Below are 23373 nucleotides of genomic sequence, written 5' to 3'. Positions count from 1 at the left end.
CTGCACATGCTGACTATTGAAGGCTTGACAATTCGATCAAAAGCAAAAATAATTGTAGAGCAACTGGGACTTGCCGTTCGTCAGGGGGAATGGTTTGCACTTGCCGGCGAAAGCGGTAGCGGCAAAAGCATGACTGCGTTCGCTATTGGTGGCCTGCTCCCCTCTTCTGTTACAGCGGAAGGAATCATTGCGTGGAAGGACAATAATTTGCTAGCCCTATCCGCTAAACAAAGACGTTCCTTGCTTGGTAGTGAAATATCTTACATTTTTCAAGACTATCACGGAGCCTTCGCCCCCTTTTTACGTGTGGGCAGCCAACTGGACGAGCTGATGCGCGCTCACGGCAAACAAGATCGCAAGGCGCGTAAGCAGCGCTGTATCGAGGTGCTGGAGCGCGTACAGCTTCCCGCCGAGCGTGTGTACCGCAGCTATCCGTTCCAGCTCAGCGGCGGTCAATTGCAACGGGCGGCTATTGCGGCTGCACTGCTGCTGGAGCCAAAGTTGCTCATTGCGGACGAGCCAACAACCGCGCTGGATACGCTCACAGCTCATCGGGTGCTCCAGCTCATTGACCAAATCCGGACGGAAACAGGTATTTCCGTCTTGTGGATCACTCACGACCTGCGGCATGTACGCAAGTATGCGGATCGAATCGCAGTGATGCGTGCAGGTTCACTGGTTGAAACTGGCGAAACGCAAGCGGTGCTGAATCATCCGGCCCACCCGTATACACGTCGCCTACTGGCGGCTATTCCGCCGCTGTCTCCGGGCGCTCCAGCACGTTTGCCATACAACAGCACCGAAGAACAGATCGCATCGGAAAGGAGTGCTTTACATGAATGATCAAGCCACCTGCGCTCAGCGGCAAGACACGTCTAATCCTGTCGTTACCGTCTCCCGTTTGACGAAGGCTTACGCGGGAGGCAAAACAGTGCTACAAGATGTTGCACTGTCGATCTCACCCAGAGAATGTCTGGGCGTCGTCGGAGAAAGTGGCAGTGGGAAAAGCACACTCGCTCGCTGTATTTTGACATTGGACCCGTTTGATCAAGGTGAGCTTAGACTGGATGGACAGTCTATCTGGGGGTTAAAGCGGAGCGAATTAAAACGGATTCGCAGCAGGCTGGGTGCGGTATTTCAGCATCCTGCTGCGGCTTTGAACCCCAGACTAACCATCCTGCAATCACTGATGGAACCACTGGACCAGCTCAAGTACTATGTTCCTTCCTTTATGGCGGGTATGCCCTCAGGACGTCGGGATATAGCAGAACATCTGCTTGGTATGGTAAAGCTTCCAGCCAGCTATCTGGATAAGTTTCCACATCAGCTCAGCGGTGGGGAAAAGCAGCGTGTAACCATCGCGCGCGCCATCAGCACAGAGCCGGATTTTATCGTATTGGACGAGCCAACAGCAAGTTTGGATGTGACCACACAAGCCACCGTTTTGAATCTGCTCAAGGATTTACAGGATGAGCTTGGGCTGGCTTATCTGTTTATATCCCATGATCTGGCGGCTGTGCACTTTATGAGTGATCGAATCATGGTCATGAAAGATGGCAGTGTGCTTGAGCATTTTTCCAAAGAAGCATTATTTCATTCGGATCGCCATCCCTATACACAATCGTTACTGGAGGTTTTTTCAACATGTTGCCTTCCCACCGAGCCTATCTTGCTTTAGCTGTCCCTTTAATTATTTCGACGATTACAACCCCGCTACTCGGTGCGGTGGATACAGCAGTAATCGGTCATTTGAGCCATTCCGCGTATTTAGGCGGTGTAGCAGTGGGTACTCTTATTTTCAATACTTTATATTGGTTGTTTGGCTTTCTGCGAGTCAGCACATCAGCTTTCACGGCACAAGCCGCGGGGCACAAAATAACGACCAGGGCATAGCTGCTCTCATGCGCCCACTGGCCATTGCTTTACTCATCGGTGCGGCATTCATTGTGTTGCAAAAGCCGATCCTGCTAGCTTCTCTACAGTTAATACATCCTGCTCAGGATGTGGCGGCGCAGGCAGCGATTTATTTTAACATTCGTATTTGGGGAGCCCCTCTTACACTGGTGAACTATGTGCTGCTCGGCTGGCTGATGGGTTTGTCCCGCGTGAAGGCGACATTGTTTTTGCAAATTTCGATGAATGTAATCAATATGGTATTGGCTATTGTATTCACACAAATCATGCATTGGAATGTCACTGGTGTGGCAAGCGCTACTCTGATTGCGGAAGTTCTTGCATGTGTATTTGGTCTTGTGCTGGTGTTCCGTTCATCGATTTGGAGAGAATGGAAGCGAAGCGGGCCGATGAATTGGCGAGGATGGTTTGGAGTCTCAGAGTTGAAAAGTGTCATGGCGACGAACCTTGATCTCATGATTCGTACAGCCTGTCTGCTGACGATGTTTAATCTGTTTACGGCACGCAGTGCAAGCTTTGGAACCGATCAGTTGGCAGCGAACGCTATTTTGTTGCAGATCCACTACATTATAGCTTACTTTTTGACGGGTTTGCTAACGCCAGCAGCATCATGACGGGGCAGGCCCGTGGTGCCCGAGATCGGAAAATGCTCCAAAGAGTTATCCACTTGTCCTGGTTCTGGACGCTGGTTACCAGCGTAGTGACGGGAGGATTGTATTTGGCACTGAAAGAGCCGCTTATCTCACTGTTTACAGATAATGCTACAGTGATTAGCCTTACAGGCCCTTACAATGGCTGGCTTGTGGCCTTTCCGCTAGCTGCCGGACTGGGACTGGTATTCTACGGTGTGTTTACGGGGATGTTGGTAACGTACCCCATCCGTAATTCTATGATGATTTCATTGGTCTGCTTTTTGATCGCTCTCTTCTGGTGCGTTCCTCATTATGGGAATCATGGACTTTGGCTGTCCTTTATCGTGTTTGCATTAGGACGGTCACTGTTTCTTATGATCTACTTGCCTCGGTTGCATAGGATATAGCAGCTTATAGTGCTGACGAACGTGTTAATGCGTGCGCTTCTATAACAGCTACGCGGACGGAGTATTCTTACGATCGCTGACGCTTCTACAGAACGATTCCGTCCTCTCTGCTTGCTCTATGCTGTTTACATCATTATATTTTTAAACACCAAAACACACAAAATAAGCCGCAAAACCTCGGATTATTGGAGGCTTGCGGCTTTTCTAGTTTTAGAATTTTCCTTCGGTTTGTAAGATTGGCACACCTAAAAGCAGCGGAGAGGACGGAACGATTACGGAAAAGCGGTAGCGGTCGCCTTTGTCTCCAGATTTACACCGCTTAGTGTGATTCAATAAATCTGGAGACAACAGCGATTGGAGCAACGTTCCGTTCGCGGAGCGTCCACCACAAACACCTGCTTTACAACGTACTCAAAAGCAAAGGATGTCCCATACCATGTACGTGGCGTTGAGACATCCTATTTATGTTTATTAAGGGAATTTGTGTTTGGGAGTTGCAGACACTTCTATTCGCCTTGCGGAACAGTCAAGCCCAAGCCTTCGGCTACACGGCGACCGTAATCAGGATCAGCCTTATAGAAATGTCCAATCTGACGCAGCTTGATTTCATCACTTTCCACTGGCTTCATCGCACCCACGATGTTTTGTACCAGACGCGCACGCTCTTCTTCGCTGAGCAGACGGTACAGATCGCCCGGTTGAGTATAGTGATCATGATGATCATAACCCACACTTTGTGCTTCTCCACTCACTTCAAAAGGAGCGATGTTGTGCGCTGGAGACTCTTTCGGCCCACCGAGGCTATTAGGCTCATAATAGACCGATCCGCCGCCATTGTCGTCACTACGCAATGCACCATCACGTTGATAGTTGTGTACTTCCGCATGTGGTCGATTGATCGGTAATGAATTGTGATTTGCGCCTACACGGTAGCGATGTGCGTCTCCGTAGGCAAACAGGCGTCCTTGCAGCATTTTATCCGGAGATGCTTCAATACCTGGAACGAACGAACCCGGAGAGAACGTTGCTTGCTCTACTTCTGCAAAATAATTCTCAGGATTGCGATTTAATACCATGCGTCCCAGCTCGATCAGCGGGTAATCCTTTTGCGACCATACCTTCGTCACATCAAATGGATCAAAGCGGTATGTGTCCGCATCCTCCACAGGCATAATTTGTACATGAAGCTTCCATGCAGGGAAGTCGCCCTTGTCAATGGCATTAAACAGATCTTCGGTATGATAATCCGGGTTTTCACCGGCAATTTTGGCAGCCAGATCTACATCGAGATTTTGTACGCCTTGCTCTGTTTTAAAATGATATTTCACCCATACCGCCTGCCCTTCGGCATTGACCCACTTGAACGTGTGGCTACCGAATCCATGCATATGTCTGAGTGTAGCAGGAATGCCGCGATCGGACATTAGAATACTTATTTGATGCAGCGATTCAGGAGATAAGGACCAGAAATCCCAAACGGCATTAGGGTTTTTCAGATGAGTTTGGGGGTGGCGTTTTTGCGTATGAATAAAGTCCGGAAATTTGATAGCGTCCCGGATGAAAATACAGGTGTGTTGTTGCCTACAAGATCGTAGTTGCCTTCCTCCGTATAAAACTTCACCGCAAAACCACGCGGGTCGCGTACCGTATCGGATGAGCCTTGCTCACCGGCAACCGTAGAAAAACGGATAAACATCGGTGTGCGCTTGCCCACCTCAGATAAAAAGCTTGCTTTTGTATAGGCAGATAAATCATTAGTGACTTCAAAATATCCGTGCGCCCCTGCGCCCTTGGCATGAACCACGCGCTCCGGCACACGTTCCCGGTTAAAATGCGCGAGCTTTTCCAGCAGATGCACATCCTGAATCAATGTAGGCCCGCGTGATCCAGCCGTTATGGAATTTTGATTATCACCGACAGGAGCGCCCCAGCTGGTAGTCAGGTTGGTTGGTTGTTTACTCATCATTGAAATCACCTCTTGAATGAATTGGTTGGATATATGCTGTAATCAAAAAACCTCCCGCCTCTGGTGCCGAATATCTGAAAAAACCAGGGGGAAATTCAGACGGCTTCAAGATCGAGAGGTCTATTCTATTTAAACATGAATTCCATTTTAGATAATGAAGATTTCAGGAAGATTTGAAAAAGGTTTGACGAAGATTAGAGCAGCAGCTGCTCTCTGTCGAGAAAATCCAGTATATCCTGAACCGACTGGGTAATCTCCCGGCCTTCAGTGGATACGATGAGTTCAGGCTCCAAAGGTGCTTCATAAGGCGCATCAATACCGGTAAAATGGCGTATTTCTCCGGCTCTTGCCTTCTTGTACATGCCTTTGGGATCACGTCGCTCGCATTCCTCCAGACTGCACTGGATATAAATTTCATAACAGCCTTCCTGCTGCAAGATATCCTTTACCATTTCACGATCCTCACGATAAGGAGAGATCGTAGCGCAAATCGTCAACACCCCCGCATGTGACATCAGCTTCGCTACTTCAGCAATACGACGGATGTTTTCTTTGCGGTCAGCGGGCAGGAAACCCAGATTGCGATTTAAACCATGCCGAACATTATCCCCATCCAAATAAACGTGTGTATGCCTCGTGCAAATAGTGCTTTTTCCAGTGTGGAGGATACCGTTGATTTTCCCGAGCCAGACAGCCCCGTAAACCAAAGTACCGGGCTTTTATGCCCATTCAGAAGCTGGCGCGCTTGCTTGTCAACGTCTGACGCATGCCAGGTGACGTTTGGATTTGGATTCATTCAGCACTCTCCTTTTTCATAACTTATCACTGTATATGGTTTTTGAAACACGTCCCCCAGCTTTAGGAAAGACCGTGTTTAAAGGCGTTCAAGGTACGCTGCCCTGCTGTGTGATCCAGTACCGCAAAAACAATCCGGTCAAACAACAATCCATATCCTTCATCTACAAGCACTTGCTTGAACCAGACGGCAACCTCTTCCGGCTTATTGCGGAATACCCCACAGCCATAGGCTCCCAGCACAAGATGCTCTACCCCGTTTTGCGCAGCCAAACTGAGTATGTAACAGATTCGCTCCAGCATCACTTCGCCAATCCGATTTACCTGCTCTGGCTCCCGTTCTCGCACGACTCCAGCATTAACAGCAGGTGCGGTCAGGAAAGCGACTTGGTACGGCTTCTCCAGCAGCATTCCCTGATCATCCGGAACACCGGAACATCAGGCGAATAAATCATATAATCCGAATAAAAACAGCTCCGCAGCTTCCGGTTGTGCTGGTACATCTCTTCCATTTGTGAAATACAGGGATACAATGCTGACGAACGAGCCAAGCTTTCCTCCTGTGCCTGACTTCCTCCGAGAAATCCGCCTCCCGGATTTTTGGCTGATGCAAAATTCAGACACGCCACGTGCTCCAGCTTCTCCGAAACCTGGAGCCTATACGCCGCCTCCAATGTGCTTTCTCCCGTAACTTCCATCTTCTCATGAATCGTCTGTTGCGTCAGCCGAGAAGACTCTAATGCGTCTTTTAATAGAAGAATCTTTTCCTCCGCCTCTTGTTTTACAGCCACAAGCTGGGACGGTGCATATAGTTTCGAGCCTGTGATGGCATTGCTTACCTCTTGTGCAATATTCACTTGTGCCTGTTTGGTATTCGTATAATATCCATTCTCCAAAATAGATAACGTTTCCTGCGCCATATGTGATCGAATATCCCGGTTGCTCCGGGTGTCCATGGTATGTTTCAAAATGTAAACTTTTCCACGTTAATTCCTCATTTCATATTACTTCATGCTACATAAAACGCGACCGGGGCTTGAATCGGTATAACTTGGACGGACGATGTCCGGCCGCCTTTCTATATTCATTCGTCTCTTCCACGAGTTCGGCTATTTTGCGACGGAAGGCCGCGGCCAACAGCTCCTTACCCAGAATAATTTCATATACCTGTTGAAGCTCGCTCAATGTAAACAGGGCTGGCATCAGGTGGAAAGCGATATCTGTATATTCTATTTTGCTGCGCAAACGCTCAATTCCGTACACAATAATTTTGGCATGGTCAAAAGCAATTCCTTGGGATTTCAGCACTTCTCGCTTGACCTCAATGGTTTTCCCCTTGAGAATTTCAGTCACTTTTACTTTGGCTGACAGGTGAATATCCCCGTGCTTCAATGTAATGTTAATGTCTTGTTCCCATCTGTAACCGTCCGACTGATTCGTCCGCGTCTCCTGAGCCACATTGTAGTCCAACTCAAACCATTGGGCATCCGCAGCATCATCTCCGGCTTGTACCTCCAGTGAATCGTGGTCTACCAATGCCATGTAAGCGCAGCTGATGACCCGCGTACGTGGATCACGTGCTACATCTCCCCACGTATATAGCTGCTCCATATAAATCCGGTCTACATTCGTTTCTGTCTTAAGCTCACGTCGTGCAGCCTCTTCCAGGCTTTCATCCATCCCTACAAAGCCGCCTGGCAACGCCCACTGTCCCAGAGACGGATGCTCCCCCTCTGGATCAGAAGTAGCTGGAGTGTCTTCTCCGGCAGCTTGCGGTAATTGTGCTGGAGCTGATCCATCACGGTAAAAAGCAGCATATCCACCGTTACCGATGGACGCTCATACTGATTGGCATCATATGCGGTCAAAAATTGTTCCTCCGTCAAGCCGTTATGATTGTGCTTCGATATATCTGTCACTTGCGTCACCTACCTGTTTATATTTGGGTAATAGTTGTTTCTAAATCAAGCAGCGAAAACAGCCTATCTAAATTTTTTTTATTTTATCTAATTGATAAAAACAAAATGTTAATATCAATAGAGTAATATATAAATCATGCTTCGTCAACAGCATCTTCATGAAATACGTCTCCGATCCAAATAAAGGACACCGCATTCCTATGTCTAAAAAAAGAAAAGAGAAGCCCTCGTTCTGTATCGACCGGGCTTCTCCGCCAGCTAAACCTGGCTTCCTTTACTTATACCAAAGATCTTCTATTTCAAGCTCCTGTAAACTGCTCAAAAACGATTTTGAGTTATCAACATAAAGCTCGGTATCGATATAGTACAGTTTTTTATCATGCAAACATTGATCAATATAATCTGTATTCAATATACTTTTATCCTCTACATTGGCGGCAAATGCCTGCAGCTTGGGGAGCGCGGTTTTCTGATATTCAAGCCACGAATGATGGAATCCGGCTGGTTCTTCCAGGCAATAGATGTCTTGGTACAGTGCTTCAGCAATCCCCTTCTTCCTGAGATAGTCAGATGAGAATGGCATACTTTTAAAATACCGACCTGTCATGGCAAATACGCGATAGCTCCAATGAGGGGCGCCATGATTGGATTGGCAAAAAAGATTCAGAAAGAATACAGAGTAGTGCATTTTTATCGTAATAATCTCATGCTTCTTCACTTCTGAAACCAAACGATCCGCCATCCGGCTATCAATGATCTCATCGAAATCAGCCAAAATGATTATATCATCGTCCTCAACCTTATCCCGCAAAATAGAAGCACTTTGGTTTCTTTGGCAAGCTTCGTTATGAAACGCGCTGTTGTAGCTAAGCAGACGCCAGTACCAGCGGTCAAAGTGATCCGCACCGCAGCTATCCACATTAAAATACAATGATTCCTTCTCTGGTTTGCGAAACAGCTCATCGGCATGAAATGGATGATGAATTACTTTGGGGCCAAGAACATCCGCTTTAAAGTTGAGGGGCTTCTCCAAATAGCTGAACGTCTTGTTGGCTTCGATCACATGCAGCTCGTCAATCCAGCAGGCGTTTTCTTTTATTTTGATATCAGCAATCCGGTTTTCATTAAAAAAAGGGCAAAATTCGTATATTTTCATAGCAGGAAGTCTCCTTTCACTATCATAGTATTTGGACGAACACCAATGCTTTGGCACAGATAGCCGGATATTAAGCGTACAAACTCAGTAATCGTCCGGTCTTCATAATGCAGTGAACTGTAATAGCAGGTTAAACTTAACCGATCATGTTTAAGGCTAGCCGTCATATTTAGCTTGTAAGCTGAGGGGTTGTCCGCCGCGTTCGTATTTCCGTAAGGAAGGGCCAAAGGTTCGTACAAATCATCAGCCAGCCCGTTCATTTCCTCGGATTGATAATGAAAAAGCATGTGTGTTCCGTCTTTTAGCGGCTCCGTATGGGAATTCATATCCTGTATCAAATATCGTAGAATAAAGTAATCCAGTCCTTCAGATGGAATATGCTGTAATGTGCGCTTGACATGCTCCAGTACAACCTCCCCATTTTTAGATAACTCCTCTTCCGGGATCTGAATTCGAATGGGATAAGCTCCAGCAAAAAAACCGATCGTACGATCAATTACAATCCCAGGCAAAAAGGACTCACGCTGATAAGACATCACATGGAGCAGCAAATCCGATTGCCTTTTCAATTGGAAACAAGCCTGCGACAATGCCGTAAGTATCAAGCTCAGCGGTGTAGTATGCTGCTTGACAGCCACCGCTTTTAAAAGGCGAATATGTTCCTCTCCTTCAAGCAAATCTTGTGTTATGGTAGTCATATGACGGTGGAGAGGCCGTGTCTCCGATTCCGTGTCAACCTGTAAAGACTTGCCGCCTTCCACAACCTTGGCCCAGAAGGCTGATGCGTCAGGAGGAAGGCCCTTTGCCGCATATTGTGTTAATCCCACGCACCAATCCCGATAGCTGCTTTCTTCCTCCCTATGCAGGAGCCAATCACTCCCCTTTTCCAGTAATAGAAGATGCCTCAAGTCTTCCAAAAAAATGTTTATGGATATCCCGTCAAAAATTAAATGATGGAACAGGAGCAATACCACCTGCCGTTTCTCTCCGCAATAATGGTCAAACAGCACGACTTTCCATAAAGGTCCAGCCCCGATGTCAAATCCATGCTGAGCATTCGAGCAGTATTCCGAAATGCAGGCGTCATGTGATCCCGGGACCGCTTGCAAATCTACATAAGAAACAACCTGTTCCACACTCATGGTCTGCTCATATTGATACCATTCATTATGATCCAGCTGAGCAAATGACAAGCGTAGCGCCGCATGTTTGTTCCATAGTGCCTCCAGCGACGAGTCCAGCAATTGTCTGGGGATGTATTTCTTGAGCAGAGCCAGGTAAGGTACATTAAACATGTTGCGATTCAGCAGATCTCTTTGAAAAAAACGTTTTTGTACAGCAGACAGCGGAAATCCATCATTCGGGTACACCTTTCTTATAGTCTGAATATATGGGATATTCCTATCCGAACAAAGGACAGTTGCAGTATCCGTCCTAGCTTTGCTCAATGCAAGGGCCAAACGTTCGATGGTCTGTTCACGAAATATTTGGTTGACTGTAACCGGATATCCGCTTTTTTGCAGCAAACTGGCTATACGCAGCGCATGAAGCGAATGCCCTCCCAACGTGTGAAAATCTTCATCCTTACGGATAGTCTCAAGTTGCAGAACCTTGCTCCAAATCTCTTCAATGGTTTGTTCCAATTCAGTTTTTGGACTGGAATTTGGTTCTTTATGACTGTTCTGGCTTTTCGGTAAAGGAAGCTTTTTACGGTCGATTTTCCCGTTAGCCGTTAATGGGAACGACTTCAGCCAAATGTAACGGAAGGGTAGCATATAAGCCGGAAGCCCCTCAGCCATAAACGTACGAAGCTCTCCCTCCCGCTCCTCCTCTTCCGCTGTATAGTAAGCGATCAGCCGTAATTCACCGTGAAGCTCGCGGGCAGCAACCAGACATTCTTTCACGACAGGATAGCGGCCAAGACGGAACTCGACTTCGCCAGGTTCGATTCGATAGCCGCGAAGCTTCACCTGATCGTCACCCCGTCCAATATATTCGATATTACCGTCCGGTAGCCATTTCGCCCGATCTCCTGTACGATAAAGAACCTGATTTTCTCCTCTTTCACGATCTTTGGCAGAAGTATAGGGATTCGGAGTAAACGCATGCTGTGTCAATTGGTTTTGCAGCCAATAGCCCCTCGCAACCCCGTCTCCTCCTACATATAGTTCCCCAACCGCCCCGATAGGCTGAATACGACCCTGTTTGTCCAGGATATAACAAGTTGAATTACTAATCGGCTTGCCAATGGGGATATCTTGCTCAAAAGTCTCTTTGATCCGATAGCTCGTCGAAAACGTGGTGTTCTCCGTTGGACCATATACATTGAGAATCGAAAGTTCTGAACAGGCCAGCCGGATACGATTTATATGCTTAGCCGATAAAACTTCCCCGCCCACGACCAACCATTTAAGTTCAGCAAACATCTTTTCATTTTCTTCAATCCAGTGATTACACAGGGCGGAACTTAGCCATAATGTATTAATTTCCCACTCCTTCATGCGTTGCTCCAGCAGTTGGATATTGAGAAGGTCATCCTTTGAAACTACAAACAGACGACCTCCATTTAGCAATGTCCCCCAAATTTCAAACGTGGAAGCGTCAAAAACAGGCGAACCTGTATAAAGCAACCTGATGTCAGAGGAAAACGGGATATAGCTGGTGTTTTTAACCAAGCGGATGACATTGCGATGTTCTACCATCACGCCTTTCGGTTTTCCCGTCGAGCCGGATGTATACAGTAGGTAAGCAAGGTCATTAGGAGCAGTTATAGGCTCCTTCTCTTCTTGTGGTACTACTCCAGTCTGGTCAAAACGCTCTATATCAATCAGTTTTAAATGGATTCCATTACAGGCTTTCGAGATACCTTCCGCTCCTTTATGTGAGGTGATGATGGTGTCCAGTTTAGCGTCCTCGATCAATTCGCGGGTTCTTTCTGCCGGAAAATCGGGGTCTATCGGCACATAAGCACATCCCGCTTTCATAATCGCCAGAATGGAGACAATGAACTCGATGGATCGCGGCAAATAAACCCCGATCAACTTCCCATGACTGTCGGTATCATCTACTAGCAAATGGGCAATCTGCTGGGACATTTGGTTCATGGTGCGGTAAGTTATAACCTTGTTGTGTGCAATTACTGCCGGCTGTGAAGGACGCAGCCTCGCTTGCTCCTGAAACAAGTCAACAATCGAACGATTTCTGGGATAGTCTGTATACGTATCGTTCCAGTCATAGACGACTTGATCATATTCGTCCTTGCTTATAAAACACACGTCTCCGACGGAGTGACTCGGATGTTCCAGCACATAGTGCAATGTATTTAGCAGATGCTCAGCTAGGCGACAAACCATTGCTTGCTTCAAGCGATCCGCATCGTAAATAAATTTGACAGTGATCTGTTCCCCGTCATTGGCAATGGTGATAGTCATCGGGTAATTGGTTTTCTCTCGTTCCTCCATAGTTGACATTTCCAAACCATGTTCAGGCTGACGGTAGTCGTTCATATAATTCTCGAAGGCCACGATGCTGTAAAACATGGCATGACCATGAATAGCACTCCACCTCTTCAGTTCGTTCAGGCTCACATAGCAGTAGTCATTCAATTTCTGAATCGTCCGGTGTAGGTGCTTTACATATTCTGTGATGGTTTGCTCCACATTCCAGTGCATGACCAAGGGCAACGTATTAATCAGCATACCTGTAATGCGATCCCCTTTTGCAAGATCCGATCCCCTCCCGGAAACGACCATGCCGAATACGGTTGTATCTGCATCATGATAGACCTGTAGCACTTTCCCCATGCAAACTGCACCAAGGTATTGAGCGAAACCTGTGTTTGCTGTACAAAAGTGGCTATACGTTTGGTTAGACTCGAATCCATGTGAAGGGTCTGGATCTGCTGGTTCTTAATCGGTTGATGTACATCGGGAATCGTACTTCCCTTCTCGATCGGCAGCAGGGTCGGCTCCGTTACTTCGGCCAAATAAGCCTTCCAGAATAACTCGGCCTCTGTGCGATCCTTATCATTCAGCCATTGAATATACGCTTCAAAAGAGCGGGACAAGCTGCGCTGTGGCATTCTATTTTGCAATCTACAAGCATAGAGTTCATGAACCCGGTTTAGCAGCAGCGGCAGGCTCCAACCGTCCAGCAAAATATGGTGATAACTCCAGAGCATCGTCCATTCTTCCGGTGCAGTCTGAATCAATGTGATACGGTACGCAGGCTGGCTCAGATCAAAACGACGATTGCGATCCATCTCCATCCACCGTTCAATACATTCCTGTTGCCGCTTGGGTTGCTCTGCTCCAAAATCCAAGAACGTCCAGTCCCATTCTGCTGTTTGGATAATGCATTGTACGGGCTTGTCCAGCGCGTCCCAAATGAAACATGTCCGCAAGCAATCATTTTCGGCAATGACACTGTCCCAGGCTTCCCGGTACTGGTTTACCTCCAGCCTCCCACGATATTTCCAATTAACCTGCACAAAGTATTGATCGGATGCCGGATACTCTAAATAATGAAACAACAGTCCTTCCTGCAAAGGACTTAAATGCATCATTTTATTCAGACCATATTGCTTAGAATAGGTCTTTACAATCTGATCCAGCGAATGCTGCTCCAGTGACACCGATGGAAAATCACTTGGTGTAAACTCCTCGTAATTAGCCTGGCTGCAATGCTCGATGATAGAAAGCAAACGTGATATGAAAGTATTTATCAACTGAGTAATGGTCGTTTCTTCATAGTGACGTTTGCTATATTTCATGAACAAATGCAGTTGTCCATGAACGATGGAACAGTTAAGTTCCAACAGGCTTGTTCCATGATTAAGCGGCGAGCTATGGTCCTGTGCTGCTTCACGTGTAAAACCTATCCACTGCTCTAGCCCGCTCGTATTTGCCTGATCGAATTGACCCAAATAATTGAATAGAGCCTGTGGCTCGGAAGCTGTTAGCTCGGAACGGACTTCTTCGCTCGGATGGCAGTATCTCAAAGCACCGTATGACATGCCACGGTGAGGAATAGAACGTAACTGCTCTTTGACAGATTTAATCGTCGCCCCCAAGCTGCAATTGTCCGTCATCCGAATGCACACCGGAAACATTGAGGTAAACCAGCCGACGGTTCTTGTCAGATCCATATCGGCTACAAAATGCTCACGTCCATGACCCTCTAACCGAAACGCGATCGTCTTCTGCCCAGACCAAGCGGAGAGAGCCAGCGACCAGGCCGTAAGCAGCAGATCATTGATCTCGGTATGATATGCCTGGGAGCAATGATACAAAAGTAGCTGCGTATCGTTGGGAGTAAGCTTTGTAACCAATTCCGAAGATTCACTGCTCATTCTATGATCCGGGCAATGGTCTATCGGCAGCACAAATGCTGCACTTTGAAGCTGTACTTTTTTCCAATATTCAATATGACTTAAAGTATCTTGGTGTTTGGAATAATCCATCCATGCATAATGCCACCTTTTGTATGGATTTAAAACAGGAGGCAGTTCTGAGCCATGATACAATTGATCCAATTCCTGAACCAATATTCTCCAGGACACGCCATCAATAACCAAATGATGAATCGTCATAAAAAAGCGGACTTGACCGTCAGGATGACCTTGGATTACGCCTGCACAAATCATCGGGCCTGTCTCATAATTCAGTTGTCTGTTCCATGCATCGCATATGCTTGAAATTTCAGATTCGGGATCAGCGATTTGCTGAATAGTGTGACTGGCAAGCTGAATGGTGGTATCCGTTCGGTAGCGCTGCGAATATCCGTGCTTGCCAGCTACGAGCTGCATCGAAAGCTCTGGATGAAGTCTGATCAATTGTTTGATGGCCGTTTCCAGCTTTACGGGATCACAACCACGGAGTAGAAACAGCTGGGATTGATTGAAATAATGCGGTTCTTTGAACTGCTGCTCGAAAAACCAGTGCTGGATCGGCGTCAGACCAAATTCGCCTGTCAAATCAACCATACTATCTTCCTTCTTCTCACGTTCTGTCCAAGTAACCACAGCGGCTAATTCCTTGATAGTTGGATGCTCTGCAACTTGTCTTGGGGTCAGCATCATACCGTGATCTCTGGCCATAGAGACGACCTGAATGGCAAGAATTGAATCTCCCCCGGCCGCGTAAAAATGATCGTTTACACCGATATCTCCTCTTTTTAAAATTTGTCGCCAAATGCAAAGCAGTCGCTTTTCGAAACTGCCCTCCCCTGCTTCCGCAGCATTCTCAGCAGGGACAAATAATGTGGTCGGATCGGGAAGAGCTTGACGATCAACTTTCCCGCTTGTATTTACGGGGATTGAATCCAGCTGACAAAAATAACCAGGAACCATATAAGCAGGTAAAATAGAGCCTGCATACTGGGCCAATTCAGCCTCAGTCAGCCTTTTTAAGGCAGTATAGTAAGCCACCAGTTTATGGAAGGACTCGTCCTTCCAGGCTCGAACGACACATTGACGGATGTCAGGGTGCTGGCGAAGCTGATGCTCTATTTCACCCAGTTCGATACGGTAGCCTCTGATTTTAATCTGTTCATCACTACGGCCGATAAATACCAGTTCACCATCTGGCGTCCATTTCACGACGTCCCCGGTTCGATATAACCGTTCTCGCTGTGACTCATTTCCGATGCTCATCTCTTTGTGAACAAAACGCTCCTGGGTCAGCTCCTCACGATTCAGGTATCCTCTGGCAAGCCCTATGCCGCCCACCCATAATTCACCGGGAACACCGACCGGCACAGAATTACCAAATGGATTGAATACAAACAATCGTTTGTTATAGGCGGGTTTGCCAATCGTGATTTCTGCCTCTGGTTTGCATACCGAGGTGGAACATAAAATCGTCACTTCGGTCGGTCCGTAAGCGTTCACAAACAGTCGTCCTCTTCCCCAATAATTTACAATATCAGGCGTACAGGGTTCTCCTGCGGATACGATTGTATGCAGTTCAGGCAGTTCTCTTGGTTTCATGGTTCGCAGCACAGACGGCGTCAGCATGGCAATGTGGATATTTTTCTCTTTGAGTACATCTGAAATATCCGCATAAGGAGGCAGCTCCGCATTCGACAGCACAACAAGTGTCCCGCCTACTGTTAACGTTCCGATCCATTCGTAGACCGAAGCGTCGAAACTGATGGAAGCGAATTGCATAACTCTGGAGTCAGGGATAATACGAAACTTTTCAACAAGGTAAGGGATTAACGTAACCAGTCCGGCGTGCTCAATAAGCGTCCCCTTCGGATTTCCAGTGGAGCCGGATGTGTAGATGACATAGGCCAGGTCGTTCTGTTTAACCTGAATATTCAAATTCTCGTCGGGATGATCGTACGGCTGCACCAGGCATTCATCTACACAAATAAGCGAATTCGCTTTCATACTCATTTGATTCATAGATAGATTTAGCTTATTTACCAGTTGACTGTGCGTGATAATCATTTTGGCCTGCGCATCTTCTAAAATAAATCGAACCCGTTCTCCAGGATATTGGGGATCGATCGGAAGATAAGCGGCCCCTGCCTTCATAACTCCTAGCATTGCCGGGATTACATCTGCGCTTCTGTCCATAAAGATGGCAATCAGCGTGCCGGGTTGTAAAGCGCCATCCTCTCCTGTGGAAACCGAATCTAGAATCACGCGGCCGATTTGATTAGCCCGCTGATTTAACTGCGAATAGGTCAGTTTCTGCCCTTCAAACTCCAAAGCGATTGCATCGGGAGTTCTGGCAGCCTGCTCCTCAATCAGTTGAACCACGGTTTTATCCAAAGGATATGGTTGTTCCGTATCATTCCATTGTTGTATCTGCTCGTATTCTTTCGTTGTCAGTATGGGGTGAAGGAGTACCGCTTTCTCCGGAAGATGGAGTGCATTGGCCAGCAGTATCTGAAAGTGGCCTGCGAGATTAGCGATCTGCTTTTTACCAAAATGCCTGCTATCATACTGTATTGCGCACTCTAATCTTTCCGAACCATGACGGTAGCAGAGCGCAATCTCAGGCTGATTTATACCGCATAGAGAAGCTAGTGCTTTTGTGCTCGAACTTGAATGCGAGAGATCACCACAAGTCTCTACGATGCCCACATTGAAAAAATCCTCATCTTTTTCTGATGGGGAATCCACTTTCATGTGCTGCGAAAGATCCTCACTCCACTTAATGCTGCTATCTCGCTTATCCCATTTTTTCTTTATTTTTTGCATCAAGGAGAGAAGATGATCTTCCTTCTGAATATGGATAAAAAGCGGATAGTCCTGACAACGTCGTGTCCCCTCTTTGTCTGATAACATGGAATATAAAAGAGGTACTGTATATTGATTGGCGTAATGGGATAAAAGCACAGACCATATGGCTGCGATAAAAGAAGGCATACCCAACTGATGCTGCTGAACAAACTCCATGATCGTTTTGACCTGTCTTGTTTCCAAACGAATATGGTAAAGGACTTGATCTTTGTCTTCAGGCTGTCCGGCTTCCCCCCTGCGATGGGAAAATAAAGGCAAGTAAGGTTGGATCACTTATTGAACCTCCCCTATCTGAGATGCTATACCGGCGGCCTGATAAAAAGCAGCCCTGACTTCCTCAACCTCTATCTCGTAACTGCACCGCATCGAAAAAATAAGACCGTCTGTGTAGGAGGTAGCGATGCAGTTGAACAGCGAATAGATCGGCAGCGGATTCGGTTGCTTTATGACCGTATCATCGTAAAATTGGCTACACTTCAACCCTTCCTTTGCGCTATTAGCCAAATAGTTAAACATGAATACATCTAGCTGCTCATACTGCTTCCCAAACTGTACAAGTGTTCTGGCACGTTCCCACCTGTTTTTGTAGGCAGGTCCTGTAAGCAGGTTCATAAAATTAATCGTGTGGCGTTTTAATAAATCTAGCCTGCTTCTGACAGACAGCAGCATTTCATCCGGGTTCTGCTTCATATCCATCAGCATAGGCACAAAATCAATAAACTCACCGACCGTGTTATAATACGTCGCCTCATCGTACCTTCTTCCATCATATAAAAATAGCAATGGCAACTGGTCCATACCTAAATAAATTTGCAAGCCCCTTGTAAAGACAGAGAGCGCAAACTCCAAGGATGGATTTTCAGCCGGGATGCTCACGCTAAACAGATAGGCTTCTGTGCTCGTTCTTAGCTTCGGAGTTTGTAACAGGTCCTGCTTGCTTTGCTGGAACGCTTCCAGATGAAAGTCGGATATCAATGCCTGTTCAGTGATTCCGCTGGGTCCGCTTTGGATTTGTTCTACATAATCCTTATAGGGCTTTACTTCATCCGTAGGAAGGGATTCGTTTTGAAGCAGACTCCTGTAGCAAGCCATTACCTGTCGTTCAGCTACTTCCGAAGTCACCCGATCGCATATTGCATGATGATAAAGCGTAATAACAACATGCTCACGCAGATTTCGTTTTAGCACAAACATCTGAAACAAAGTACGCTCTCCCGTGTATCGGGTATTCGTCATGTAGTCATTTATCATTTCCATAAAGGGGCCATATGGATTGCAGTCCGTTACGTCGAGGATGGTGAGTGTTGGAAAATCGGCGCCGGGAAGGACGTATTCCCTCCAATACGTCCATTCATCTCTTTGTACAGGAATGCTTCTCAGTAATCCTTGACTTTGTACAAATTGAGCATAAGCCTGATTCAAAAAATCATAATTCACATACTCGTCCAGCCTAAATAGGCCAATACTCGGCGGTGTATGAAATGAAATTTGCATTTGTTGAATTCCACTTAGCGGATATTCTTGTGCCACTTGTCCCGTTTTAACCCACTGATCTCTTTTTAAATAATCGTCTTCCAGTTGCTCGCGCAACCTCGCCGCCTGATCCGTGTCCATGATTTTCAAGCCCAGACGCTGGACAAACTCCTCTTCATCGATGACCTGGTATTGATTATCCATTTTTACTTTTTGATGCAGTGGTACAATATAATGCGGCTGCAGTTCTTTAGCGACTTTCCCGTTCATGATCCGCATGATAGGATTAACGTCGTCCACGGAGTTGAAGTAAAGCACCCGAATATCTCTCACTTCGTGAAGAAAATCCCTCACTTGATACTTCACCAGATCGTATACGCCATCTGTTTCTTGGTGCAGCCAGGAAATCAACTCTTGCTTGGTTTCTATAGTGCCCTGCTGCTTCAAGGCTCTTTCACTTTCTTGAGCCGATTGAAGATATGCAGCGAGCGCACGGATCGTCTTATAGTGGTAAATATCTGTCAAAGTGGTATGATATCCAGCACCCTCCATCCTTGACATTAACGTAAGCGCATGAATAGAATGTCCACCAAGGTCAAAGAAGCTGTCTACAACACTGAACTGCTGAATACCTAATACATCCTGCCAGATTTCCATCAGCTTGGCTTCTAGCCCTGCCTCAGGAGAAATGTTTGCTGCCATGGTATGTCCATTGTCTTCAAAGGACAACAGTACCTTGCGATCAAGCTTTCCATTCCGTGTCAGTGGCATCTGCTCTAATTGCATAAAAAAAGAGGGAATCATGTAATTCGGCAGCTTTGCAGAAAGCGTGTTTTTAATTTCATCTGCCGTCAGCCTTTGGCTTGCCCTAAAGTACGCTCCCAGTTGCTTCTGTCCGTTCCCATCTTCACGCACGATAACAACCGCTGCTTGTATATCCTTTATTTTTAATAGCTGTGCCTCAATTTCCCCTGGCTCAATTCGGTAGCCCCGTATTTTCACTTGCTCGTCGATCCGGCCGATATATTCAATGTTTCCGTCCGCTTGCTCTTTTGCCCAATCTCCGGTTCGGTACAACCTGCCCCCCGGCACCCCTGGAAACGGAATAAACCTCTCCTCTGTCAGCTCTGGACGGTTCAAATAACCTTTCACTAATCCATCGCCGGCGATGTACAGTTCACCTGCAACTCCTTGTGGCAAAGGATGCTGGTCATGATCCATGATGTAAACCGACGTATTGCTGATGGGTTTACCGATCGGTACGGTATTTGCAGCTTCATCCAAATGATCAATCCGGTAAAACGTTGCAAATACCGTACTCTCGGTCGGTCCGTAGACATGAATTAAACGGCCAGAGCCCAGACGGGCAAATGCTTTGCGCACATGGCTGACCGACACCTTTTCACCACCGAATAGCAAGGTTTCAAGTGTTGCAAAGCAATCCGGATCAATATCCATCAATGCATTAAAAAGTGCTGTCGTGATGAAGCATTTTGTAATCTGTTGTGTCCGCAGTACACTCGATAGCTCACGTGCATTCATGATATGGGCTTGTGGGGTCAAAACGAGGGTGGCTCCGTTGAGCAGTGCTCCGTAAATGCCAAAAGTAGAACCATCGAACGAAAAACTGGCCAATTGCAAGATTCGGTCTTTTGCCGCGAATCGGATGTAATTTGTCTCTTTGACAACACGTGTAATATTGTAGTGCATCGTCAGGTTTCCCTTCGGTTCGCCCGTAGAGCCTGACGTATACATAATGCAGGCTAGTGCATCTGAGCCTTGAATGGAGTTTGGATTCCCTGTTTCTTCCCTGTTATTTCGCTTGTCCGACAAATCCATTACAGGAACGTTGAACTCCACTTGTTGCTCAATTGGTAGCCGGGTTAGCAGGAGCTTTGCACCAGAATCTTTCAGCATATAGCGTATACGTTCCTTGGGGTATTCCGGGTCAATCGGCACATAGGCTCCCCCGGCTTTTAAAATCCCGAAAATACCGACGATCATTTCCAATGAGCATTCGGCCATTATCCCGACGGGGTCGCCTTTATTTACGCCTTTGTTCCGCAGAACCCGGGCAAGCTGATTAGCCTGTTTGTTCAGATCAGCATACGTCAAGTGCTTGTCTCCCAATACAACGGCCACTTGCTCCGGTGTGCGCTCGGCCTCCCCCTCAAACAACTGATGAATCGTTGTATCCCGCGGGTAATCCGCTAACGTACCGTGTAACATGCTCCGCCTCATCTCCTTCTCCCATTAACATTCATACGATTTAAGGTTTGCTCTACAAGCATCTTTTTCGAAACTACCTGATAGGGAATACAGCAAAAAATTATAAAATTTTGTATAAGCTTATGCCAAAAAAGAGAATGTATGGAACGTAGAAGTCGTTTGTGGATAAACTATAATCACAACTTTACATTAAAATGGGAATTTAGCTGGAGATGAAGAAATGACATCAGGTGACAGAGTAGTATACTTCTTTCCTTCGTTTTACGCTTTTATTTTCACAGCATAGCGATATTGCATTCCCGACATTTCAGGCATTTCCAGAAATTCGAGTCTGCCCTGAGCGATCAACTGTTGAATCCGGTATTCCAAAAAAGTATCGCTTCTCAGCTGTGGCCATTGTGTTAAAGCCTCACCTATTATTTTTCCCGCGTGTACATATTGCCGATTATCCTCTACCCGCAGTTGACCGATCAAATCCAGCAAAGCCTGATCAAAGTAATCTTCTGGCACATGATCGATATGTTCATTTTCCCATAATCTCAGCACACTTTCCTGTTCACTAAGCTCCAGCCAATCTTGTTCATGTCGATGTCGATCTTCCATGCTTAAAGCATGAATTTTATCTTTATTTTGCGTTATAAACCGTGCAATTTCTTTCCAATACACCACGTTCATGGATAGAGGAAACTTACTTTCCATGTATAGAGGATCAATCGGCTCCCGTTCCATGGAATGTGTTACATTTACGACCCCGATAGGAGCAGTTCTATTTCGCAAAAGGTATAATGCAAAACGTAATCCGATCTGCTCGTGAGCATTAGAGCCGCACCAGATCGTGATCGACTTATCATCAGAAATTGCAGTAAGAGTAGCCGTCATCTGTTCAATGCGGTGCTCCCAATTTGCGTAATGGAAAAATTCATAATCCACGATCCGTTCAGCCAACCAGTTGTGACGGTTCTCTTGTCCTTCTGGTGCTTCCAGCTTCCATAACGGCCCTATGGAAAATAGGTCATTAAAAGACAGTACTTCACTCTCATAACGCAATCCTGCTCCCGAAAGGCCTACTTTCATCGAGCCAGCAGCGGACTGAGAGAACAGCAGGTGTACATTGTTAGATGACAAGTCAACTGCCTCCTTTCACTGTGTTCAATAATATGCTTCTTCGCTAAAGTAAATGTTAGATGTCTGTTTAATAGAGAAAGTGTCCATACTGTCTAGTAATAATAGGAAGAGGACGGGATGGAACATGTGGACCCCATTAAGCAAAAAGGATAATCTAATGAATGATGTGTTCAAGTTCATGTTAGACCTTGAAGAACCCTGGAAATTAGCTGATATTGAGTATGACCCGCAAGAAGAAGCATGGCACTTATTTATTGATTTTGAACGAGGAGCCCTGTTTGCCTGTCCGCATTGTGGAGCACCTTGCAAGGCCTACGATGCAGAGAAAAAACAGTGGCGCCATCTCGATATTTGGAAATGGAAAACCTATTTACATGCCCGGGTTCCCCGAACAGACTGCAAACAATGTAATAAAATCACGTTGATTCCCGTGAAGTGGTCCCGGCCGTTGTCGCATTTCACCTTGGATTTTGAGGCCTGGGCCATGCGTTTAATGGCTGAAATGCCCGTCAACGCAGCAGCGCGTGAATTACGAGAACATGACACACGCATGTGGCGGATTTTTCATCACTACGTCAATCAAGCCATGACCGAACTGGACGTCAGCTTAGTTCGGCGGATCGCCATCGACGAAACGTCCTCGCGTCGGGGTCACCGCTACATTACCTTGTTTGTGGATGTGGACACCAAAACGGTACTTTTTGCAACCGAAGGAAAAGGCAAAGATACCTTAGCGCGTTTCAACCAGTATTTACTACAAAAAGGCGTAGAATCGGCACAAATACAGGAAATCTGCTGCGATATGTCTCCCGCCTTTATTCGAGGTATTGAAGAGCAGTTCCCCACAGCCGAAATTACCTTTGATAAGTTCCACGTCATGAAGATGGTGAATGAAGCCGTGGATGAGGTGCGTAAAGCCGAGCAGAAAGAAGAACCTGGGCTCAAGCGAACCAAATATCTATGGTTAAAGAACAAAACGAACTTGAAGGCAGAGCAGCGAGATACCTTGGAAAGCCTGAAGGACAAAAACCTAAAAACAGGCAGAGCCTACCGCTTAAAATTAGCCATGCAGGAACTATGGACGACCCCGCACGTCTTTGCTGACGTCTATTTACGGGAGTGGTTAGGCTGGGCTAGGCGCTCACAGTTGGGAGCGATGATGGATCTGGCAAAGACCGTGAAACAACATGAAGAAGGCATTCTGCGTTGGTTTCACAGCCGGATGACCAATGGTCTGCTTGAAGGCATAAATGGATTAGTGCAAGCAGCCAAACGAAAAGCACGTGGGTACAGAAACGTCCATAATCTAATAGCTATGGTCTACATGACCGCGAATAAACATCGGCTTCCAGCACTTGCAGCACACAGGCCCTAAACCCATTTTTACCCCGTTCCCTTTATACCATTTCTTTAAGAATCTACTGAAACAAGCTTGACTATGAACCTATTTCTATACGGCGTTACCCATCCAATAGAGCGAAGAGCCAATAATATCTTGTCTTT

7 protein-coding genes and 6 pseudogenes are annotated in these 23373 nt (G+C 46.5%); 5 read left to right on the top strand and 8 right to left on the bottom strand.

All coding sequences use genetic code 11. The features are described 5' to 3' along the window. Window positions 1–6: 6 nt before the first annotated feature. The 4 genes and pseudogenes from ASL14_RS25870 (at window position 7) to ASL14_RS28645 (ending at window position 2953) form a co-directional block, all read left to right on the top strand. Entirely contained in the window at window positions 7–843 is an 837-nt protein-coding gene (locus ASL14_RS25870) for an ABC transporter ATP-binding protein (protein WP_134914686.1), read from the top strand. Continuing rightward, on the top strand, window positions 836–1678 hold the full coding sequence (locus tag ASL14_RS25865; protein WP_134914685.1) for an ABC transporter ATP-binding protein: 843 nt from the start codon (window positions 836–838) through the stop codon (window positions 1676–1678). Before ASL14_RS25870 ends, ASL14_RS25865 begins: the two co-directional genes overlap by 8 nt. After that, a pseudogene (locus tag ASL14_RS25860) lies at window positions 1645–2528 on the top strand (MATE family efflux transporter). The gene ASL14_RS25865 and the pseudogene ASL14_RS25860 overlap by 34 nt, the downstream one beginning before the upstream one ends. After that, window positions 2525–2953, top strand: a complete 429-nt coding sequence (locus ASL14_RS28645; RefSeq protein ID WP_335338638.1) for an MATE family efflux transporter — start codon at window positions 2525–2527, stop codon at window positions 2951–2953. The pseudogene ASL14_RS25860 and the gene ASL14_RS28645 overlap by 4 nt, the downstream one beginning before the upstream one ends. A 506-nt stretch (window positions 2954–3459) precedes the next feature. Here the strand turns inward: ASL14_RS28645 and katA are convergent. From katA to ASL14_RS25820, 8 genes and pseudogenes are all read right to left on the bottom strand, one after another. Further along, window positions 3460–4916 (bottom strand): annotated as a pseudogene (gene katA / locus ASL14_RS25855) (catalase KatA). A 197-nt stretch (window positions 4917–5113) separates the two neighbouring features. Continuing rightward, window positions 5114–5715: pseudogene (cysC, locus tag ASL14_RS25850) on the bottom strand (adenylyl-sulfate kinase). A 62-nt stretch (window positions 5716–5777) separates the two neighbouring features. Beyond that, window positions 5778–6682, bottom strand: a pseudogene (locus ASL14_RS25845) (TIGR02452 family protein). A 46-nt stretch (window positions 6683–6728) separates the two neighbouring features. After that, window positions 6729–7633 (bottom strand): annotated as a pseudogene (locus ASL14_RS25840) (NUDIX hydrolase). Between the two features lie 274 nt (window positions 7634–7907). After that, window positions 7908–8789 (bottom strand): glycosyltransferase family 17 protein, encoded by an 882-nt coding sequence (locus ASL14_RS25835; RefSeq protein WP_202894809.1) that lies wholly within the window; start codon window positions 8787–8789, stop codon window positions 7908–7910. After that, a pseudogene (locus ASL14_RS29760) lies at window positions 8786–16485 on the bottom strand (amino acid adenylation domain-containing protein); the annotation flags it as partial. The gene ASL14_RS25835 and the pseudogene ASL14_RS29760, both read right to left, overlap by 4 nt. Before the next feature lie 831 nt (window positions 16486–17316). Next, window positions 17317–20745 carry a non-ribosomal peptide synthetase gene (locus ASL14_RS25825; protein ID WP_134914683.1) on the bottom strand — a complete coding sequence of 1143 codons (3429 nt, stop codon included), beginning with the start codon at window positions 20743–20745 and terminating at the stop codon, window positions 17317–17319. 261 nt (window positions 20746–21006) lie between these two features. Beyond that, window positions 21007–21870, bottom strand: coding sequence for a DUF1835 domain-containing protein (locus ASL14_RS25820; protein WP_223264402.1), 864 nt, complete (start codon window positions 21868–21870; stop codon window positions 21007–21009). Window positions 21871–22027: 157 nt separating this feature from the next. On the opposite strand from ASL14_RS25820, the gene ASL14_RS25815 reads away from it, so the two are divergent. After that, complete coding sequence (locus tag ASL14_RS25815) at window positions 22028–23245, top strand: ISL3 family transposase (protein WP_134910372.1); 1218 nt, start codon at window positions 22028–22030, stop codon at window positions 23243–23245. Window positions 23246–23373 lie beyond the last annotated feature (128 nt).

This window comes from Paenibacillus sp. IHB B 3084, from assembly GCF_001447315.1.
Taxonomy (GTDB): Bacteria; Bacillota; Bacilli; order Paenibacillales; family Paenibacillaceae; genus Paenibacillus.
The sequence above is the reverse complement of the archived record's forward strand: the minus strand, read 5'-3'. Positions and strand labels throughout refer to the sequence as shown.